At 68.8% G+C, this 19,604-nt stretch carries 24 protein-coding genes; 8 read left to right on the top strand and 16 right to left on the bottom strand.

Annotated features, from left to right (window positions below):
* Positions 1–94 precede the first annotated feature (94 nt).
* A complete protein-coding gene (locus tag ACZ58N_RS14320) occupies positions 95–1,315 on the top strand; it encodes a transcriptional regulator (RefSeq protein ID WP_471158868.1) in 1,221 nt (406 codons plus the stop codon).
* Here ACZ58N_RS14320 and ACZ58N_RS14315 read toward each other — a convergent pair.
* Positions 1,296–1,958: an HAD family hydrolase gene (locus tag ACZ58N_RS14315; protein WP_471158866.1), complete on the bottom strand. Its 663-nt coding sequence runs from the start codon at positions 1,956–1,958 to the stop codon at positions 1,296–1,298. The two genes, ACZ58N_RS14320 and ACZ58N_RS14315, sit on opposite strands and share 20 nt — an antisense overlap.
* Positions 1,959–2,027: 69 nt before the next feature.
* Here ACZ58N_RS14315 and ACZ58N_RS14310 point away from each other — a divergent pair, with 69 nt between their 5' ends.
* From ACZ58N_RS14310 to ACZ58N_RS14295, 4 genes are all read left to right on the top strand, one after another.
* Entirely contained in the window at positions 2,028–2,174 is a 147-nt protein-coding gene (locus ACZ58N_RS14310) for a hypothetical protein (RefSeq protein ID WP_471158864.1), read from the top strand.
* A 10-nt stretch (positions 2,175–2,184) separates the two neighbouring features.
* The gene (locus ACZ58N_RS14305) at positions 2,185–2,406 is read left to right on the top strand and encodes a hypothetical protein (RefSeq protein WP_471158862.1); all 222 of its coding nucleotides are present in this window, start codon (positions 2,185–2,187) and stop codon (positions 2,404–2,406) included.
* A 146-nt stretch (positions 2,407–2,552) separates the two neighbouring features.
* Positions 2,553–2,882, top strand: a complete 330-nt coding sequence (locus tag ACZ58N_RS14300; protein ID WP_471158860.1) for a DUF6233 domain-containing protein — start codon at positions 2,553–2,555, stop codon at positions 2,880–2,882.
* A gap of 23 nt (positions 2,883–2,905) precedes the next feature.
* Positions 2,906–3,145 carry a hypothetical protein gene (locus tag ACZ58N_RS14295; protein ID WP_471158859.1) on the top strand — a complete coding sequence of 80 codons (240 nt, stop codon included), beginning with the start codon at positions 2,906–2,908 and terminating at the stop codon, positions 3,143–3,145.
* Positions 3,146–3,185: 40 nt separating this feature from the next.
* Here the strand turns inward: ACZ58N_RS14295 and ACZ58N_RS14290 are convergent, their stop codons facing one another.
* The 3 genes from ACZ58N_RS14290 to ACZ58N_RS14280 all read right to left on the bottom strand — a co-directional run bounded on the left by ACZ58N_RS14290 (position 3,186) and on the right by ACZ58N_RS14280 (position 5,324).
* Positions 3,186–3,998, bottom strand: coding sequence for a phage antirepressor KilAC domain-containing protein (locus ACZ58N_RS14290; RefSeq protein ID WP_471158857.1), 813 nt, complete (start codon positions 3,996–3,998; stop codon positions 3,186–3,188).
* Positions 3,999–4,681: 683 nt separating this feature from the next.
* Positions 4,682–4,903 carry a hypothetical protein gene (locus tag ACZ58N_RS14285; RefSeq protein WP_471158855.1) on the bottom strand — a complete coding sequence of 74 codons (222 nt, stop codon included), beginning with the start codon at positions 4,901–4,903 and terminating at the stop codon, positions 4,682–4,684.
* Positions 4,904–5,021: 118 nt separating this feature from the next.
* Positions 5,022–5,324: an RNA polymerase sigma factor sigma-70 region 4 domain-containing protein gene (locus tag ACZ58N_RS14280; protein WP_471158853.1), complete on the bottom strand. Its 303-nt coding sequence runs from the start codon at positions 5,322–5,324 to the stop codon at positions 5,022–5,024.
* Between the two features lie 85 nt (positions 5,325–5,409).
* Between ACZ58N_RS14280 and ACZ58N_RS14275 the strand changes: the two genes are divergently transcribed.
* From ACZ58N_RS14275 to ACZ58N_RS14265, 3 genes are read left to right on the top strand one after another with little or no spacing between them, the layout of a single operon-like run.
* Positions 5,410–5,991: a hypothetical protein gene (locus tag ACZ58N_RS14275; protein ID WP_471158851.1), complete on the top strand. Its 582-nt coding sequence runs from the start codon at positions 5,410–5,412 to the stop codon at positions 5,989–5,991.
* 15 nt (positions 5,992–6,006) lie between these two features.
* Positions 6,007–6,216 carry a hypothetical protein gene (locus ACZ58N_RS14270; protein ID WP_471158849.1) on the top strand — a complete coding sequence of 70 codons (210 nt, stop codon included), beginning with the start codon at positions 6,007–6,009 and terminating at the stop codon, positions 6,214–6,216.
* Positions 6,217–6,227: 11 nt separating this feature from the next.
* A complete protein-coding gene (locus tag ACZ58N_RS14265) occupies positions 6,228–7,322 on the top strand; it encodes a tyrosine-type recombinase/integrase (RefSeq protein ID WP_471158847.1) in 1,095 nt (364 codons plus the stop codon).
* Between the two features lie 85 nt (positions 7,323–7,407).
* Here ACZ58N_RS14265 and ACZ58N_RS14260 read toward each other — a convergent pair whose 3' ends face one another.
* The 12 genes from ACZ58N_RS14260 to ACZ58N_RS14205 form a co-directional block, all read right to left on the bottom strand.
* Positions 7,408–7,722 (bottom strand): hypothetical protein, encoded by a 315-nt coding sequence (locus tag ACZ58N_RS14260; RefSeq protein ID WP_471158845.1) that lies wholly within the window; start codon positions 7,720–7,722, stop codon positions 7,408–7,410.
* Positions 7,723–7,787: 65 nt separating this feature from the next.
* Entirely contained in the window at positions 7,788–8,231 is a 444-nt protein-coding gene (locus ACZ58N_RS14255) for a hypothetical protein (protein WP_471158843.1), read from the bottom strand.
* Positions 8,232–8,612 carry a hypothetical protein gene (locus ACZ58N_RS14250; protein ID WP_471158842.1) on the bottom strand — a complete coding sequence of 127 codons (381 nt, stop codon included), beginning with the start codon at positions 8,610–8,612 and terminating at the stop codon, positions 8,232–8,234.
* An 11-nt stretch (positions 8,613–8,623) separates the two neighbouring features.
* Positions 8,624–9,436: an N-acetylmuramoyl-L-alanine amidase gene (locus ACZ58N_RS14245; RefSeq protein WP_471158840.1), complete on the bottom strand. Its 813-nt coding sequence runs from the start codon at positions 9,434–9,436 to the stop codon at positions 8,624–8,626.
* 19 nt (positions 9,437–9,455) lie between these two features.
* Positions 9,456–9,977, bottom strand: a complete 522-nt coding sequence (locus ACZ58N_RS14240; RefSeq protein ID WP_471158838.1) for a hypothetical protein — start codon at positions 9,975–9,977, stop codon at positions 9,456–9,458.
* Between the two features lie 9 nt (positions 9,978–9,986).
* The gene (locus tag ACZ58N_RS14235; RefSeq protein ID WP_471158836.1) at positions 9,987–13,385 is read right to left on the bottom strand and encodes a hypothetical protein; all 3,399 of its coding nucleotides are present in this window, start codon (positions 13,383–13,385) and stop codon (positions 9,987–9,989) included.
* Positions 13,385–16,975, bottom strand: coding sequence for a hypothetical protein (locus ACZ58N_RS14230; protein ID WP_471158834.1), 3,591 nt, complete (start codon positions 16,973–16,975; stop codon positions 13,385–13,387). Before ACZ58N_RS14230 ends, ACZ58N_RS14235 begins: the two co-directional genes overlap by 1 nt.
* Positions 16,976–17,107: 132 nt before the next feature.
* Complete coding sequence (locus tag ACZ58N_RS14225; protein WP_471158832.1) at positions 17,108–17,512, bottom strand: hypothetical protein; 405 nt, start codon at positions 17,510–17,512, stop codon at positions 17,108–17,110.
* 29 nt (positions 17,513–17,541) lie between these two features.
* Positions 17,542–17,949 (bottom strand): hypothetical protein, encoded by a 408-nt coding sequence (locus ACZ58N_RS14220; protein WP_471158830.1) that lies wholly within the window; start codon positions 17,947–17,949, stop codon positions 17,542–17,544.
* A gap of 3 nt (positions 17,950–17,952) precedes the next feature.
* Positions 17,953–18,390 (bottom strand): hypothetical protein, encoded by a 438-nt coding sequence (locus ACZ58N_RS14215; RefSeq protein WP_471158828.1) that lies wholly within the window; start codon positions 18,388–18,390, stop codon positions 17,953–17,955.
* Positions 18,391–18,403: 13 nt separating this feature from the next.
* Complete coding sequence (locus tag ACZ58N_RS14210) at positions 18,404–19,150, bottom strand: hypothetical protein (RefSeq protein ID WP_471158827.1); 747 nt, start codon at positions 19,148–19,150, stop codon at positions 18,404–18,406.
* A complete protein-coding gene (locus tag ACZ58N_RS14205) occupies positions 19,150–19,602 on the bottom strand; it encodes a hypothetical protein (RefSeq protein WP_471158825.1) in 453 nt (150 codons plus the stop codon). Before ACZ58N_RS14205 ends, ACZ58N_RS14210 begins: the two co-directional genes overlap by 1 nt.
* Positions 19,603–19,604 lie beyond the last annotated feature (2 nt).

The raw sequence follows: 19,604 nt of genomic DNA, 5'->3' as shown, positions 1-19,604 counted from the left end.
AGCGGACGTCTGAGGTCTCGTCCGGGTGATACGTGGCCTGCTGTCGGCCAGGCTGCGAGACTGGCCACCGCCCCTACGACATACGGAGGTTGGGATGTCCCGACCGCTAGGCAACGCACGCCTCAGGGCGGCACGTCAGGCCGCCGGGTACCGGTCGCAGCAGGATCTCGCCGACGCCCTGACCGCCCGCGGCATGAGCGTAAGCGCCCGGCAGGTCCGCCGCTGGGAGTCCGCCGACCCGCCGCTGCCGTACACGGACCAACAGCGGGTGCTCGTGGACCTGCTGAACGTGGCGGCCATCGAGGATCTCGGCTTCACCGTGGCAACGCAGGCGCCGGACGCGGGCCGCACTCTGCGTACCCCGCCGGCGGCGCCGATGACGGTACCCAACGCCGTGCAGCCGCCGAGCGCGGCCTCGGCTTTCGCCGCGGTGACGCGCGCCCACCGTCGCCTGTACTGGACGGTCGCACCGGGCACCCTGCACCCGTCCGTGGTCGCTCACGCCGGCCTGGGGGCCGCACTGCTGCCTGCGACGTCGGGTGTGATTCGCCGGACGGTCGCGTCGGCGCTCGCCGAGTCGTGGCTGCTCGCGGGGAGGATCGAGTTCTTCGACCTGACCGAGCCGGCACGGGCCCGGGAGACGTGGCTGCGTGCGCTGCAGGCGGCCGGTGATGCCGACGACGCGCTGCTCGGGGCCGCGATCCTCGCGCACACCGCGTTCGTCCCCGGCTGGGCGGGCGACCGGGCGGGGGCGTCTGAGCGGATGTCGATGGCCCGAACCTCGGCCCGGCGTGGCCCGGCGTCCGCCGAGCTGCTGGCCTGGCTGGACGCGGTCGAGGCGGAGTGCGAGACCCGCTGCGGGAACACGCGGGCCGCCCTGAACCTGATCGGGCACGGCGAGGACATCCTGGCGGCGGGCGGGGATCACCCGTCTCCCGAGTGGATGGACTGGTTCAGCACCGTCCGCCTCGCCGCGTTCAAGGGGAACACCCAGCTGAGGGCGGGGCATCTGCCGCAGGCACGCGAGACCCTGTCCGGCGTGCTGCGGGATCTCCCGGCGGATGCCGACAAGCAGAGGACGGTCGTCCTCGGCGACCTGGCCGCGGTCGAGGTGGCCGCGAGTCAGCCCGAGGCCGCCTGCGACTACGCGGTCCAGGCCCTCGACCTGCTGGAAACCCACTGGTACGCGACCGGCATGGAACGGGTTCGGGCGGTGCGGCGGGAGCTCGCCCCGTGGCAGGGCGAGCCGTGTGTCCGCGCGCTGGATGACCGCCTGCACAGCTGGGGTGCGATGCTCAGCGCTCTCGCGAATTGACGTCGCTGATCAGTGCGGGAAGTTCGAGGAGGCTGTCGACTCGGAAGGTCGGCAGCTTCTTCGCTTCCTCGGTGTCCCACTGGATGGTCGCCCAAGGGCCGCGGCGGATGAGCGCGGTCGGCATGCCGGCGGCAACGGCCGGGCGGAGGTCGTTGTCGATGCGGTCGCCGACGTAGAGGATCTCGTCGTTGTCGAACGGTACGACCGCGGCGACCCGCTCGAAGAATGCAGGGTCGGGCTTGCTGGCGCCCCAGTCGTCGGAGGTACCGATCAGGTCGACGTCGCCGGTGAAGAGGCCGCGGAGAATGCCGCCCGCGCGGACCGTCTGGTTGCCGGCGATGCCGAGCCACAGGCCGTCAGCCCGGAGCTTGGCCAGTGCGGGCCGGACGTCCGGGTACAGGTCGGATTCGTCGAAGTGCTCGGGCTTCCCTGCGGCGGCGCGGGCTTCCCGCTCGGCGGTCAGGTCGAAGCCGGGCTTGAAGGGCTGGAACACCTCGCGGTAGTCCCGGCCCTGGGCGATGACGGCCCCGAACATCGCAGCGAAGGTATGGCGGGGGACGCCCAGCCAGTCCGCCCAAGTCCCGTACTCGCGGGTCTCGTCGACCAGGCATTCACCGACGTCAAAGACAACAGCTCGAATCATGCGCTGATCCTACGAGGCCGCCGCCGCGAATGGCTGTGCTGTGTCAGACCTGCGGTCTACCATCGACGCATGATCCGACCCGCCGATGTGATCAATGCGGAGATTCGCGCGCTGTGGGTCCAGGGCGTGCTGTTGACCGAGGACCGGGACCGCTACCTGCGTCTCATCGTGGAGTGGGCGGAGGCGGTACGCGGCGAGCAGCAGCTCGCCGCTTAGGATCCGGTCCGTGGCTATCGAACCCCCTGACGAACTCGTCCAGCTCCAGCGTGCCTCCGACGCTGCACATGCCGCCGTGCTGGAGGCGCCGACCCCCGAGGCGTGGCAGGTGTGGCGGGATCGTGCCGCCGAGGCGCAGGCTGCGGTGACCGTGTGGGCGACGGAGACCGGGACGCCGCGGAACCAGGTCGAGGCGGCGGTGAAGAAGGCCGTCCGACACCCGGAGGCCTGACAGCATTCCGCCCCGGCCGACGCATCACGACCGGGGCGGTACACAGCCGGCCAGCCGCATCCCCGCGTACTAGAGCCGGATTGATGTGTTCATTCTCGCGGACGCCACTGACAATGACCTGCGCCGATCGGCGTAGACTCGAACACGTGTCCGACTTGCCGCCCGACCTGCCCCGCCTCCGCACCCTGGAGACATGGCTCGCCATGAGCCTGGCCCGGGTCCGCGAACAGATCGGCGCCGAGGAGGCCCGCCTCGCCGAGGTCGCCGCCCGGCAGCCGCTTCCACCGCCGGCGGAGTGGGAGCTGGAGCTCGACCTCGGTCAACGGCCTGCCCGGGTGCACGTCGGCGGCTGCCGGATGGGCGGCAAGGGTTTCCGGCGGCGGCCCCTGGACCGCGGCACCGCTCTGCGCGCGCTCGCGGAACTGGAGGCGTGTCCGTACTGCCGACCCGACTCGGCTCTCGGGGTGCTGGACTGACCGCGGCCCCGCACGCTGGAGGGATGGACCACGCGCCGATCCTCGTCCACCGCATCAGCCCGTCGGGCGGCCGGCGGGTCGTGATCCGCATCGACGGAATCGACACCGTCCTCGGCATCGCCCACTCCGACCGCGACCTGATCGAGTTCCTACGGCGGATCGAAATCCCCGACCCCGACGAGCTGGTCCTCGGGGACTCGGAGGTCATCGCCTGGCAGGGCGGGCGGGCGCACGTATATAGGGAGCGGGCCGACGAGACGTGACAACGCCCGCCCCCGCTGGATGCGGAAGCGGGCGTCAGGGCTAGGCGGCGGCGCGCTTCTCCCAACCGTCAACCACCATGTCGATGCCGCCGGCGGTGGCGTAGGCGACCGGGAAGTTGAACCCGTTCGTCGTCTCTTGCTTGACGACGAAGGCGCCCGAGTCCTGGAACGGCTTGCGCGGCAGGTTGCGGTTCCCGCCGAACTTCGACGTCTGCTTCCGGAACCAGCCCACGTCGACCATCCACCCGGTGAGGGTGCGCACGTTCGTGTGGAGGAGGTCGGCGAGCTCGGTCATGCCGCAGAGCCCCTCAGCGTTCAGGAACTCGTCCCACTTACCAGCCTTCGGGGCGAGCACTTTGTTCTCGGCGGCTAGGGCCTTGTTCTCCCGGACCTTGCCGAGGAGTTCGATGAGCGCTTCCTCGTAGTCCTGCGGGAGCGCGGGCGGTGCCGATTGGGCTGCCACCTCGGCCTTCCGTGTCTGGACTGCGAAGTAGGTCTGCGCGGCTGCCACTTCCGGCTTCCGGGGATCGCCGTTCATGGCGATCATGTAGGCGCCATAGCGGGTGAGCTTGTAGTCGAACCGCTGAGTGTCGGGCGCGTTTCCGCTGGTCACCACGGGTTCGCGGCGCCGCGAAACGTGCAGCTCCGCCTTCTGGCCGCTGTTGCGTATCGCGGCCACGGCGCGTTCGACCGAGTCTGCGAACCGCTCCCAGCGCAGGTAGCCGAGCAGGGGCTGCAGGTCGCGAGCCAGCCAGTACTCGCCGGTGGCATCCTCGCGGCGGATCTGATCGAACGGGCTGGACCCTGCCGTGGCACCGGTCGGCTCGGGCAGGTTACTGTTGGGGTGAGACACAGGAGTGGAGCCTCCTTGATCCATGACCCTCGGCGGACCCTACATCCGCGCGGGGGTCGATCTCTGTCCGCCTTCGATACGAAGGTGGCTGTGTGTCCATCAGATTACCAACGTGGAGCGCGCGACGCGGGAATGCGACGGGCGGGGACACTGAACCACCCAGCTCAACCCCCTTGGAATCCATGCCGGAAGCATCCCCAGAATGTTGGTTGCTGCTGGTACGTATCAGTAGGTGTTGACTCGGGCGGCGCGGCAAGTGGTCGACGTCACAGCGAGATTGTGGGCCGTTGAACGCAAGAGGCCCGGCCCGTTCCCACGCCTCGACCGCCGCCCGGAAGGACAATCGGCTGGGGATACATGCTCTGCTGTAGGTGCTGGGAGCACTGGGAATGCTCGGCTAGGACGATTACGCTGCGGCCGGCAGGCTTGCGTCCACAGTCGCCCTCCCGGCGGGCCGTGGTCAGCTGATTCGCACTCACTGACGGCCTCGCGATCACTCTCGCACCTTCTGGCGCCGTGGAGGGCGGCTGGCTAGCGCCAAGACGCCAAGAGCCCCCACCCGAAGGTGGGGGCTCTCGGCAAGAAGAATGCTGTGCGTCTCGGCAAGCCGACCCTTGATGAGATCCACCGCCCGCGTCGACGACGCCCAGCAAAACGAACATGGCACGCGGCACCGACAGGCGTCAGGTGGCTTCTACCGGCAGCGCGTCGACCTCGTCCGCCGGCAGCCTCACGCCGTACTCCTCGGCCGCCCAGCTACTGAACCGCCAGCGGGCGATCAGTCGCAGCTGCTCGCGATCCTCCTCGCTCACGCCATCCCAGCATTGCCGCGGGTACGGCATCGAGACACGGCACAGCTGGCCGGCGACGGTGGCAGTGACGGTCAGGCTGACGGTGTCGGACATGCGCTGCTCCTCGGGGGCGGGGCTCCAGTGTGACAGGGCGGTCAGGCACAACCCCAGACCTACAACGAGCGGCCTTGTGGGTCTGGGGTGGTGGATGAAGGCAGCGCATAACGTTCCCTTAAGCGCCAGGATTTGAGGGCTCTTCGGGCCCCTCGGATGGCGTTGCCCGCCGACCGGTGGTCCGGCCCTCTGCGATCTGCTGCGCCCGCGCCCGGCTGATCCCGATCACCTTGCCGACTTCGGCGTGGCTGTGGCCGTCAGCCCGCAGCTCCAGGACCGCGTCTTGCCGTAGCTGTCGCAGCCACTTCTGCAATTCGGGCACGGCGTTGAGTGCGGCACCGACTTCCCGGGCGCGCTCGCCAGGGTCCTCGTTGTCCGCGAGGTGCTTGAGGGCCTCGAAGGGCGTCGGGGGCGTCGTCATGAAATGAAGTGTAAGGGGTGGGGTTGCAAATGTAAGGGCTACCCCCTACATTGGAGATATCGAGATGCCCACCAAGGGAGTTCAGATGCCTCGCACGATCAGCTGGCCGACCCGCGAACAGTGGCAGGCGGAAGCCGAGCGGTCCGAGCGAACCAGCTGCTTCGCTCGCAACCGGGTCAGCTCCGACCCTGCCGAGTGGCTGGACGCAAACCAGCTCACCGAAGGGCGAGCAGTCGCTGCCAAGCTCGTCCGCGCCACGAGGATCGCCCTCGGTAAGGCCGGCCTCGCCGGCGAGCGCCCCAGCCTCAACCAGTGGTACCGGGACGCGGCCGACGAGGATGCCACTGTCGACGACCTCGCCTCCGGCTGGTTCCACGTGGCGCGCTACGCCCGCACCGTTCAGGTCACGCCGGAAGCCGCCGACCGGCTCGCCGTTCTCGCTGAGGCCCTACGTTCCGCCCGGGATGCCGCAGCCGAGTCCGCCGAGGAAGCGGCTGTGGCCAAGGCCCTCGTAACGCGAGCCAGCGACGAAGGCTGGGCGAAGGAGCTGGAACGTCGGGCCAGGGTAGAACGCGGTCCCCAGATCACCACGATCACCGTTCACGAGGACGGCAGCAGCACCGTAAGTGAGCCCGTCCCGTTCCAACCCCCGTGGCGCAACTACTAGGTCGAGGAGACTGCAATGAGTTCCTTCCGTGTCGGCCAACATGTTCGGACCACCATGGATGGCAGCCCGGCTTGGCCTGGCGGCTTCCACGCGACCGCAGGAACGCTCGGCGTAGTCACCGGGCTGCCCGACCAGGATGGTGGGGACTACTACGTTCAGCTAGTCGGCGATCCGTCCGGCGTCGCTGACGCCTACTCCGCAGACGGCCTCACCGCCGCGCAGTGACGGGAGACCCGATGCCCACCACCCCCAACCTGCCCACCCCGAGCCACGGGGTGGGCATTGCCCTGCCCGGCTCGGACCTGTTCGAGACGGTCCGCCGCAAGCTCATCGACGACCTCGGCACGGTCCAGGTCGAACGCCGCGGGCAGGAGCGGATCTACCGGCCGCGCGCTGAGCTCCTCGCCGAGGCGGTCACCAGCGAGACGTTCGTGATGATGATGGACTGGCTGTCGTCCACCCGGCGCGGCTCCGTGAACACGAAGCGGACCTACGCCGACGACATCCGCCGCGTCTGGGCCGCCTACGCCCAAGAGCTCGGACACGAGCGGTTCTTCCTCGGCTGCTTCAACGCCGACCACATCCGAGCCTGGCGCATCCGTATGGAGGCGAACGAGGCCAGCCCGAAGAGCATCGGCCGCTACCTCAACGCCCTCTCCTCTCTGCACGTGTACGCCGCAGAGAAGATGGAGCTCCCCCGGAACCCCGTCACCCAGGACGACCGGCCCAAGTTCGACAAGGGCAACACGTCCACCAGTACGCCCGTGCTGGAGCTGGAGGAGATCCAGGCCGTGGCCGCACAGGCGACGAACGAGTTCGACCTGCTCATCGTCATGCTGCTGTACACGCTCGCCGGCCGCGTCGGCGAGATGTGCGCCGCCGACATAGACGCCAGGGTCGAGCGCGGGCGCCGTTCTTTCGTCGACCTCACCCGCAAGGAGGCAAAGGAGCGGCTGCTACCCCTGCCGCTCACGGTCGCCGAACTCCTCGACACCCACACCGAAGGCCGCGAGGACGGGCCGCTGCTACTCGACTCCGAAGGCCGCCGACTGGACCGGCACGACGTCGCACGCCTGCTCGCCCGGCTCGGCCGCAAGGCCAAGGTACTGCCCGGCCGCAGCCTCACGCCGCACGTCCTGCGAGCCAGTCGGATCACGCACATGCTCGACGCCGAGGTCCCCCTCGCCGAGGTCCAGGCGTTCGCCGACCACGACAACCCAGCCACGACCGTCGCGTACTGGAGCAGGCGGAACAAGGGCCAGCGGAACGCTGCGCACGTGGATGCCGGTGAGGCAGTGTTCGCCGACGTGGTGCCGCAGTTCAGGCGCTGACCAGGCGATATGGCATCTTATCGAGGTCGCAGTACGGGAGTTGGCACAGCAAAACGCCCCCACCGCGCGAGGCGGTGGGGGCTGCTCAGACTCCAGTTCGGTTGTACTCCTCTACCAGTGGGTGCGGGTCCGGCGGCCGACCCGGCTGCGTTTTCGCCCACCGGTACAGCTCGTCGACGGTCCAGCTGAATCCGCGGAGTAGGGACTCCAGCCGGTAGACCCGGCCTCGCAGCGATCCGTTCTCCTCGTCGACCCTTGTGACGGTGGCCTCCAGGACGGCCAAGTTCGCGGCCTGCTGGACGGGGGCTGCGGCAGCTCGGGCCGCGGCCTCGTTCGCCTGGGCTGTCGCCCGCTGCGCATCCGCCGTCACCTGCGCCGCCCGAATCGTGGCGCGAGCCACGAACCATCCGCCTCCCCCGAGCACCCCGCCGACTGCGCCCACCACGCCCGTCCACTCGCCGACATTCATCCGCCCTCAGCTCTCCGGGCCTTGCGCCGGGCGGCCGGTACTTCGTACTCGGGCACCGTGCTGGCCCACAGGATCACCCCCACGTGGGAGGTGAGGTACCAAACGGCGACCCAGGCGCCGCGCGAGTACTCCCCGCCGATGACGGCGAAGAGGTAAGCGATCGCCCACACGGCCGGCGGAACCAGTGCGGCGATGAACCCCCAGCGGTCGCGTCCGATCTTCAGGAACGCGGATGCTGTGGTAATGAGGCCTGCGGTGATCCACAGCCACGCCCAGTGCTGGATGTCGCACAGGCGGGTGAGGAGCTGCAGGCCCTGTGTGCCGGGCGGGTCCACGATGAACGACACGCCCCAGCAGGTCTTGCCGATGCCCAGGATCAGCAGGAAGACGCCGCGGCGGCCCAGGAGGCGCTGGGCCCGCCGGACCGCACGGCACTGCACCTATGCCTCCTGCGGTGCGCGCGGCTGGATGGGGCTGCCTTCTTCGAGCGGAGTTGACGGTACCGGTGCGGTGATCTGCGTCCGCTGGTACAGGGCGAGACCGGCCGCGAGGGTGGCCATGACGAGGGCCTGCTTCTCCGCCTCCCACTTCAGCCCGAGGCCAACGAAGAGGGACATGCCGGCTTGCGCCGCCTGCATGAGTGCCGCGGCCCACGCGCCGGCCTTCGCCATGATGGCGAGGATGAGGCCGACGATGGCTGCCGCCAGGGTGTTGATCGCGGTCTGCGTGCCCGCCGACACGTGCCACTGGTAGCCAATGAGGCTGACCGCGGCGGCGATGAAGCCGAGGATGAGAGCGGGCTCGCGTCCGAAGATCTTCATGGGTGACTCCTTCAGCCGATGACGGTGAAGCCATGGGCGGCGCCCAGGCGGGTCAGGGAAGCCTTGCCGGGAATGCCGTCCGCAGCCGCTCCGGTGTAGCCGCAGCGCTTCTGCCAGGCGCGGTAGGCCTGGATCGTCGACGTCCCGAAGTGCCCGTCAACCAGGGTCTCGGCCAGCAGACCCTCGGCGCGGAGCGCCGCCTCGACGGCACGGACACCGGCGTAGGACACCGGCGTTCCGGACTTCGGCGGGTCCGCTGCCGCGGCGGCGATGAGTCGGGACAGGTCCACGACCGGCTTCTCCGGAGGCGGGACTGCTCCCGGGCGGGGCGCGCCCTTCCGCACCCACGCGTACAGGGCGTCTCCGGGGCATGAGGTCGCGTGGCCATCGCGGTGGCCGAGGATTTCGTCGCCCGCTTCGCCTTCTGCGCGGAGCCATTCGATGGCATCGCGGATGCCGTTCAGCTGTGCGTCCGTCGGTGTCGACAGGCCGCCACCGGGGACCCCGAGGAGCGCGCACACCGCGTAGTGGCTGTCGTTGAGGGCCTTGGTGCCGTTCGCTCCGGTACGCCGGTTCGGGCCGCGGCCCTCGTAGACGGTGCCGTGTTCGCAGACGAGGGCGTTGTAGGCAATGTCGCTGTAGTTCTCGGCGGTGTTGGCGAGGTGCGACGCCCGGATGGCGCGAACGTAGTCGTCGCACAGGTCGTGGCGGCGGCTGGGGTAGGAGGTGCCGAGGTAGTGGACCTTCGTGCCGCGCGTCTTCGCTATGGACGCGGCGGCCGAGGTCGCCGGCAGGCCGTACTGGGATCTCCTGACGAGGTCCATGGGATTCTCCTGACTGTGGTTAGGCGACGCGCCGGAGCTTGATCCAGCTACCGGCGCGCATGATCGATGCGGTGGCGTTACTGACCCGCTGAGCCCAGTTGAGCTGCAGCGTCCCGGCAACGCTCGACGTCACGACGGTGCCGGAGAGAGTGGCCGTCATGACCGTCGTGTTCTCGGCAGCGGCGCCACCCAACGGGAAGAAGGTGCTGCCGATGGACTGCCGGTCGACGACCATCCCGGCGGAGATGCCAGTCGTGCCGTCCTGTGTCTGGGCGTGTCCAATCCAGTCCATCGTTGTGGCGGAGGGACCAGTCCAGCCGATCTTGATGTCCGTATCGCTACGGGCGCTGTACAGCAGGAATCCGCGCATCGCGTAGACGGCATCGGCCTCGACCGGCAGCAACAGTTCGAGATCATTCACATTGGTGGTACTTGATGTGACCGACTGGTCCGCCGCTTTCTTGACGTAGGGCTCAAGGGTGCTGTTGAGCAGGGCGGCGGTGATCCGGGAGCCTGCTCGGATCGTCGGGTACAGGGGCATGTGGCCTCCTCAGAGCGCCAGAATCGGGGGAATGGCCAGCCGGACATCGGAGCCTGCGGACTGGGCCTTGACGACACCGTTGACGCTGCGGGTGACGGTGAACCGCTGCGGCGACTCGACCGTCCAGTCGTCGAAGCGGACCTCAGGGTTGGTGTTCGTGTTACCGGTCAGGCCGACTGCCGACAGGCCGACCTGCCCGGCGGAGATGGTGCTGGAGGTGACAGTGCGGTCGATCGTCCAGTGGCCGGGCTCGGTACCGCCGTTCGGCCAGACCCGCGCCAGCACCCTGTCGCCGACGACCCGGACCCGGGCCTGGATGATGGTGCCGCCCGAGTAGGTCAGGCCGGTGGACACGCTCGACCCGATCGCGGTGCCGCCGCGGGCGACGGTCAGCGTGACCCCGCCAGCGGTCGTGAACTCGATACGGAGTCGGTAGTTGTCGGCCGAGCCCGTGTAACGGGTGGTGACGATGGCCGCGAGGGATCCACCCGTCGCCGTGGCGGACACCGATACGGCGACGCGGATGTCGCAGTCCTGGCACGACTCGGCCACGATCTGGTGCCGGAGGGTCGTGGTCGGCGAGGCCAGGGTGACGACACCGCGGTTGGAGGCGACCGACCGGTCCGAGTTGTTGCCGCCGGACAGCGTGTAGGTGTGGCTGTCGGAGGCGGTTCCCCAGCCGCCAGCACCGACCGTGCGGTTGAAGTTGTCGGCGGCCAGGCTGGTTGCCGCCGAGGCGGTGACGACCTCGCCGCCCACGCGCAGGTTCATGGGGAAGTCGGCGGGCAGCTGGGTCCAGATCGGGAGTGTGGCCTCGCCGTGGACGGTGGCGACGACCAGTGTTGTCGCCGAGTTGGTGGCCGCAGCGCCGAGCACGGACCCGTCGGTGTCCGCGCGCGCGTTCCCGTCGTCGGCTATCGCAATGGTGTACGGGGATGCCGGCGACGTGTTGAACGTGATCTTTCGTTCGTAGTTCCCGAGGATCTCCGTCGACCCCTGCGCGAGTTGGTCGATCGCGTCGGGCCCGAGCCAGGCAGGCGGGTTGATGATCTGCATTCGCTGGCCGAGGTCCAGCCTGCCGACCTCGGCCACCAGGCTCGTGTCGGCTGCGATCCGCGGGTTGGACAGATCCACGGTGATGCCCGCGAACCGGTTCTCATCCACGGTGCCCAGATGCGCGTACCAGCCGGCGATGTCCTCCAGCGGAGCATCCGTTTCCGCAGCTGTCGTGACCGGGAACGCGTAGGTACCGATCGTGTCGACTGCGAGCGGCCCCTCGGTGACGACGGCACGGGCCGAGGACCCCGAGGGACGACTGGCCGTGACGTCGTTGTGGGTGAGGCGCTCGTCGTCCGACACGTTGAGTTCGTCGGCCAGCTCGGCCGCGTCGTAGTCGAGTGTGCAGGCGACGGGCTGGTTGCAGAGCGCGGCCAGAGTCCGGAAGCCGAGGCCGGACATGGACCGCGGCTCGTACAGCAGGCCGCCGTCCGTCATGACAGCCTCGTTGATCAGGTTCAGGAGCGAGTTGACGCGCTGCGGTCCCAGCGGAGGTGTGCTGTCGAGATCACCGCTGCCCCTGAAGCCGATGCCCTCCTCCTGGCAAAGTCGCTCGATGCGTCGACCTGCCCGTTCGCCTTTGTAGCCGAGCAGCAGCTCCTGGAGAATGTCGACGTCAGCCGTGACGGCGTCGTGCACCGAGACTTGACCCATGCCCGCGTCGCCTACGTCGCGGTTCGGTGCAATCTCCACAGCGGTGACCACGCCCAACGTGCGGCTGGTGGCAATGTCCTCCTCGCCGCCGCCGGTGATCGCGTCCGGATCCACGACCTGGAAGCCGTAGACGACGTCCGCACCGTCCTGCTCCAGCCGGACGGTGAATGCACGGTTGCGGCCATCGAACAGGAGCAGCGCGGTGCCGCCCGTGGAGACGAGGCTGCCCGCGGCGTCGTAGACGTACATGGTGACGCTGCCGGAAGTCGCGGTTGTGTAGACGACGTCGAAGCGTCGTGCGGTGCCGGTGGTGTGGATCCGCGCGAGGACGGCGCCGTTCGTGAGCGGGCTGGCCGGGAAGCCGACGAGGAAGCGGACCTCGGCGGCTCCCGTGGCCGTGTACCGCGGTACGGCTCCTGACCAGGTGCTGCCGTTGACGACGGGGATGGGCGCGGAACAGGCGAACTCGGAGAACGACGCGTAGTTCGGCGTGCCGAACACGCTCATGGGGCGGCCCGCGTTGGTGGCCGAGGCCATCTGTGTGGACGCCGTGCCGTCCTCGCACGGCCAGTAGGCGATCGGCGGCCGGCCGGCCAGTTTCGTCAGGGACCGGCGCAGGGTCGAGTCGAGGGAGCGGGCGCCTTGGCTGAGGCGGCGCAGGACGCCGGCCGCTTCGATCGGGACCCAGATGTCGGAGCCGGTGGAGTCCCACTTCGAGGGCCAGCCGGGTACCTCGCCGTGCATGCGGTAGTCGCGGTCGTCGATGACGGCACCGGCGGCCAGCGTCCACGTGTTCAAGGCTGCGTCCGTGAACGACGTGGTCCCGGCCGCCTTGCCGGAGAAAACCGGGTTGGCCACCGCCGTGCCGCTGATGCCCGACCGCAGTTCGAATGCGTGGATCTGCCCTTCAGGCCCGTGCACGGGGACGGTGATGACGGCGCTGGGCACGTACACGGTCAGGTCCGCGACCGTGCCCAGCTCCAGCGGGGAGGTGATGCTGTCGAAGATCGCGGTGGTGCCCGCAGTTGTGACAGCGGTACCGAGCTGAGTCCACGATCCGCTGATCGTGTCCGCGTAGTAGAAAGTGGCCGTCTTCCCGGACGCCCCGTTGTTGACGTCGAGCGTGACCCGCAAGGCCTGCCGCCCCGAGGCGGGCACCGGCACCCGCGTCGTCGACTCGACACTGATCAGGCCGGCAGACGTACCGTCCGAGGACCACGAGAACGCGAGCAGGCCCTCGGGGCTGAGCTGCAAAGCCCACGAGCGCTGATTGCCGGTTCGGATGTACTTCCCGGCCAGGTTCTGCCCGGCCTGCCAACTGTCGAGGCTGACGTCGATACGCACATCAATGTCCCCCGTGATGCCCAGGGGCGGCGCGTCCGGGCAGGACGCCTCACCCAGGCTGCCGGACGGGATCGACATGTAGGACGCGGCAGCAGGCAGGCTGATCCGCAGCGGCGTATTACGGGTCAGCAGTCCGTAGTAGGGGCTGAGGGGATTGCGGCGGGAGAACCGGCCGTCACGGTTGTTGATCGACATCCGGGCCGTGGTGCGCTCCACGCCAGCAGCCTCGTCGGACCGGCCACGGCGAATGGAGACCAGACCGTCACGGCGCTGAATGTACTGGGTGATGTCCGTCCAGACACCGCCGAGCTGGATCTCGATGCGCTGGGGCAGCACGCTGTAGGGGAAGGCCATCAGGCACCCGCCTGTCCGAGGGCGGCCTGGACATTGCCGCCGCGGTTGAAGATCGCGTTGCGCAGCGGGTCGAAGATGACCTCGGTCACCGTCTGGCCGTCCATCTGCAGCACGATGGTGATCGGCCCGCCTCCGCTGCCAGCCATGCCGTCGGCGATCCGACGGCTGTCACTGTTCGACCGCACGCGGGAGCCGGGAGCCAGGTCGACCAGCTCGGGGCCCTGCTCGCCAACCAGCGTCATCCGGGACCGGGGGCCACCACCAGCCGCGCCGATGACGCCACCGTGGGCCTGTGCCTGCCCGCCGTGGTGCTGGGACCGGAACTCCTGGTAGATCGTCCGCACGTAGACGGTGCGGTCGTGCAGCCGGCCGAGAGAGTTCCGCGCCTGCGAGATCTTGTTCTCCAGGTCCGAAATGTTCGCGAGGATCTCCGCACGCCGGGAGTTCGGCACCGTGGCCAGCTGCCGCTTCGCTGAGTCCAGCTTGGCCTGCAGCTCCTGCATGTCGCCGCGCAGGTACGCGGTCTTGTCCGGCGTCCGCAGGATCTGATCCGCGAGAGACTTGGCCTGCGCCTCGGTCAGACCCATCTGCTGGGCGCTCGCGATGAGGCTGGCGCGCCCACGCTCGTAGATGCCGCTGACCGTCTCCCAGGACGAGCCGTTGTCCCGCGCCGACGCCGTAGCCCCATCGGTCTTCGCGGCCAGATCCTGCAGCGCGGAGGCAGCCGTCCGCGCCTTCTCCTGGTTCAGGTCCAAGGTTCCATTGACCATGTGAAGCTGACCGGCGTTCTCCGCCGCGGCCTTCGCGGCGGCGTCGATGGCCGCCTCGAATCCGATCATCCCGCCCAAGGCTTCCCGGTTCACGTCATTCAGGGCCTGGATGGACTGGCGGAGGCCATCGGTTGACTGCTTCTGCGCGTCGAGCTTCTGCTGCACCGCGAGAGCCTGCTCACCGAACAAGCCCATGGACTCGGCGGCGATCCTCTGGTCCGTCTCCAAAGACTTGACGGCGTCCCCGTACTGCGGGAGCAGACCCCGCACTTCCTCAAGGGTGTGCCCCTGCGCGAGTGCCGCCTCGGCGATCCGATCGAAGGAGGCGGCGGCCAGGTCGGCGTGCCCGGACGTCGCCAGGTTGGTCAGTGCGCCGTCGAGCGCCTTGAAGTCGTCCTGCAGGGCGCGCAGGCTCTCGCCGCCCTTGCGCATCTCGGTGAACTTCGTGCCCAGCCAGTTCCCGATGTCGTCCAGGACGGGGATCCGGAACCCGAACGCACCCTTGGCGGCCTCGCCGGCCTTCTGGGCCTCGACTCCGATCTGCCCGATTTTTTTCACCAGGCCGTCGACATCGCCGAAGCTCTTCTGCAGCTCGCCGGTGAACTTGCCGGTGTTCGCCAGCTCCTTCAGCGCGGACGTCAGCTTGTTCACGTCCGGCGGCGCGCCGCGAGCCTTCTCCGCGAGCTTGTCGATAGCGATGGCGCCCACGGTGAGGACAGCAAGCGCGGTGCCGGCCACCGCCATCGCCGACATACTGGCGGCCGTCGCGCGAAGGGTCGTTGCGACACCCGCCGCACGCATGATCGCGAAGTAGGCACCCAGGCGGGCCACCACCCCCGAGGTGACCACGGCGCCCACAGCACCGGCCGCCATCCCGAACAGCTTCAGGGCTGCAGCGGTCTGGATGAAGACCGCCAAGGCGTCCGGCGGGATCGCGGCCACCAGCTTGGACAGCGCGTTCACCACGGTGAGGATCGACAGACCCGCACCGGACAGGCTCTCGATCAGCGTGGCAATGGCCCGGCCGAGGTTCTTGAGGGTCTCGCCGACCACCGGGCCGGACTCGCGGACGTAGGAGAGGAACCGCTGGAACTCGGTGTTGCTGCCCAGGCCAGACATCTTGCGGCCGAAGTCGATGATCCCGTCGACGGCCTGGTGCAGGATCCGCGTCGAGAAGTCCCCGAACTTGACCATGAACTCGTCGAAGCCCTTGCTTTGTACGCCGACGGCCAGCTTGTTGAGGAGTCGGTCGAACTCGCCGGTGACGCCCTTCACTACCGGCGACAGCGTTGGCAGCAGGGCGCCCAGAATCGCGAAGCTCTTCGTGGCCACTGGCAGCGTGTCGGCTGCGAGTGCCTGGTTCCACTCCTTGTACTGGGCCTTCATCACCCCGAGCGCAGCTGCGGCCTTCCGGACCTCGGGGCCGGCCTTCTCCAGCTCGCGCAGCCACGCCGCCTCGGCCTTGAGGGCCTTCTCGGACGTCTTGCCGTTCTCCTCGACCTGCTTCGCGTAGGCCTTCTGCGCTTCGCCGATCTTCCCGATGGCGAGGATCTGCGGGAGGAGCGCGGCGCCGAACGCGCCCATGGCCACAGCGGCGGCACCGAGGGCGGGCACGATCGGTGTCACCGCAGCCGCGATCGGGATGAGCGCCGGCGCGAGCGCGAGCGCGGCCAGCATGAGCTTCCGTGTCCCGTTCGACGCGCCCCCGGCCGACGTGCTGAACGAGCCGAGGCTGCCGCGCAGACCGGACAGGCTGCCGCCCACGCGGGTCGCAGCGTCGGCCAGGTCGTGCATGTCGATGCGCAGGGTCCGGGACCGGTTCGACAGGTCGTTCAGCCGGTCGAGCGCCGGGCCGGCGCGGGTGGTGAAGGTGCGGAGTGCGTTGTTGACGAGGGCCGAGCTGTCGCGGAGCTCCCGCATGGCGACACCTGCGGCTTCCGCGCGACGGCGCAGGTCCCGCAAAGCGTCCCCCGCTGCCGTGGCTGCCACGGCCAGCGCGGTGAGTGCCGCTGCCGTGAGCGCCGATTTCGCGGCCAGCTGGTCCAGCTCGCGGCCGGCGGCGGACGCGCGAGTCTGAAGGGCCTGCATGGCGGTCGCTGCGGTGGAGATGGCCGTCAGGTTCCCGGTGAAGGTGACGGCCAGCCGGACCGGCGACAGTGCCTTGAGGCGGGCCAACCCAGCGGAGACGGCTGCCAGGCCGGGCCCCGTGCGGTCGTCGAGAGACACGGCGATCGAAGCGCTCGTGGATTTCAGGGCGGTAATCGCCGCATGGATCGCGGCGAGACCGGGCCCGGTACGGTCATCGAGCGAGACCGCGATGCTCGCCGCGGTCGCCCGCAGCGCGTCGATGCGGGCGGCGATGGCAGCGATGCCGGTACTTGCCCGGTCATCGAGGGAGACCACTACCTGGGCGGCTGCCGCCTTCATGGCATCCACAGCAGCAGTGATCGCGGCAAGACCTGACGTCACCCGGTCGTCGACCGAGACTGTCACTTCGGCTGCGGAGGCCTTGAGTTTCTCGACCGCACGCTCGATGCGGGACAGATCGTCGCTGGCCTGGTCGTCGACCTGCACCTGGAGCCGGGTCGGGCTGCTGGCCGTGAGCCTGTCCAGGGCGGCCTTGACGGACGCGATGGTCTCCTCGGCGTCCGTGCTGATCTTCAGTTCGAGGTTGTCCGCAAGGTTGGCGCGCAGTCGGGTGACTGCCCGGTCGGCCTTGTCGGCGCTGGACTCCAGCCGCTCCAGCGACTGCTTGACCGCAGCAAGGCCGGCGCCGGACTCGTTGGAGACGCGGACCTTGATCTCGATGTCGTTACCCATCCTCCGCGCCCCCTTCCGGTGTGCCGAGCTTTTCGATCTTCATTAGGCGGATCAGGTCCACCGGCTCCTCGTAGAGGGCACTCGGCAGAACGTGAAACTCGCGGCACAGCCGCAGTACGAACTCGGCGTGGACTAGCTCGCGAGGCTTTCGGACAGGGGTGCCATCGGCAGCGATGCCTCCAGGGACAGCTCGCCATCGGGCGAGGTCTGCTCCAAAGGGGCTGCCACCTTGGTCAGGCCGTCGAGCCAGGCGTTGAGGACGGCCAGCATGAGGTCCTGGTCCTGGTCGAGAACGGCCTCCATCGTTGTGGGGATCGGCGCGCCGTCCTCGTCCTCCAGGTTCCAGCTGATCAGCTTGTCGGCCATGCTGCGGAGCTGGTCGCCCACGTGACGGATGGTCGTGGCGTCAGCACCGATGCCGGTGATCTCCATCCACTCGCCCAACTTGAGCCGGCGAAGGACGGCCTCGAAGCCGTGGTAGTCGTGGCCCTCCTCGAACGTCACGGTGATACGCGGCATCTTGTGCTTGTAGCCCATGCGAGCCCCCTTGCAGTGGTGGTGTTGGGTCAGGACCAGGTCGGGACGGTGCCGTCGGACAGGACGCCGGGCACGGCGAACGTCAGCTCACCGGAGTCCGCGCGTGTGAGCGGGTAGTCGGTGAACAGGCACTCGTTGGCGAGGGTCTGACCGCTGACAGCAAGCGTCACGGTGCGGGCGACGGACGTGCTCGGCACGGTCTTGAAGACGGCGTGGCTCTGGTTGGCGGCGTCGTTGAAGACACCGTTGAGGGTGATCGAGAAGTCGGCCAGGAGCAGCAGACGCTCCATCGCGGACTTGTCGATGCCGGTGACGTCCTGCACGGCTCGCGGGGTCGCGAACTGCAGGTTCGTGATGTCGTTCTTGATCGCCTGCGGGGTACCCGTCGCGTCGTCGACGCTGCAGGTGGTCCATCCGAGGCCTGATTCCTTGGCCATGGCCTATCCCTTCTGCTGCTGGTCGGCGATCCGGAGCTGGTGCTCGCCGAAGTCCTCGACCCAGTCACTGGGTCGCTGATGTACACGGACCTGGCCGGACGGATTGCCCCGCCAGTCCCCATGCCGCATCCCGTAGATCTCGGGGCGGGTCTTGTGCTCGGCAAAGCACCGCTGCCCCGAGTCGAATCGGAAGACGGTCAGGCCCGCCGCCGATCGGAGCTCGCGGTACGTCCGCCCCGACTTGGAGCGGATGTACGCCGCTTGCTGCCGGCCGAGCTCGGTGGTCTCGTCCAGGCTGGTCTCCCAGCCCGACAGCCACGCCGCGCAGTCGACCTGCTGGCAGGCCGCGCGCACCAGGACGTCGGGCCGCTGCGTGATGCTGTACGTCTGGTACGCCTGCACCGCGTGAAGCGGAGCGATGCGGTTGATGGGTCGATCCACTGGAGCCCCCTGGCTAGAACGTGGTCGCAACGGGGTTGCGGTTGACGGACACGGCGAACACCGCGTTGGAGAACGTGCCGGTCGTAACGACCCGCAAGTACCGCTCGACCGTGAGGTTGGAGGCAGTGGCGATCCGCTGGCTGGTGACGCCGGTTGCCGCGGTGAAGCCGCCTCCGGTCACGTCCGCCCAGGCGTCTCCGGCCCCGTTGTCGCCGGACTCCTGGAGCTTGACGGTGACCGAGGTCCCGGTGAAGGCGAACACGTGCAGGTAGGCCTGCAGGCCGAAGGTCGTCGAGCCGGTCCCGAAGTCCACCGACGTACCGTTCGTGGCCGTGCTGTCGGTGCGCTTCCCGGCGGTCATGGACGTGCCCCATTCGAGGCCGTACCCATTGCCCTGGTTGCCACCGGAGAAGGTGAAGGCTCCGTCGTCGCCCCGGTTTCCGTCGTGGTTGAGCTGCTTCGCAACGATGTTCGCGGACGCCCCGCCGAGGGCAGTACCCCGGAAGTACGACATGACCACGTCGGTAGTGGGGAGAGCCGACAGCCGCAGGTGCGCGCGCCCGACCCCCGGATTGAAGAACGTCGTGATGTCCATGTGGCCGTCGCGAAGACCGCCGATCCGCTCGAAGGCGCTCTTGTCGATGCCGGTCACATCGAGCAGGGCCGGGCCGCCCGCGATCGAGTTAACGGCGCCGATGTCACCGGACAGGTCGTAGCCCGCGATGTACAGCGCATCGCCAAGACCGGACTGCTTTGCCATTAGGCCACCTGCTCCCAGAGGTCGTTGACGATGAGGGGAAGTTGGATGGTCATCACGCGGAACAGCGCGCCGGACTGCTGTACGTAGCCGGCTCGCACGGTGAGTGCGGGCCCGTGGGCGCCGAGGACGTCGACGTGCCGGATCAGCCCGTCGAGTGAGTAGTCGCCGATGTAGGCGGCGCAGAGCTCATCCACCGCGCTGATCATGTTCGGGTCGACGGCGTCGACCGGCTCGGACTGCGTCGACGAGTAGATCCGCACGTTGAAGACCAGGCTCGCCGATGTCGACGCCAGCCCCGAGGACCGGATCGCCTGAACGGTGTCGGCCCACACGGCGGCGGTCAGCCCGTGGGACGGCGTGTTCGACGGCTCATGCCCGTTGACCTGCTCGAAGTGGCCGATGGACATGGCGTGCGAGACGACCGCGTCGAGGATCCCGGTGATGTTCAGCATCA

This window comes from Streptomyces sp. NPDC040432 (assembly GCF_055595445.1).
Note: the sequence above shows the minus strand (reverse complement) of the source record. Positions and strands in the feature narration are given on the sequence as shown.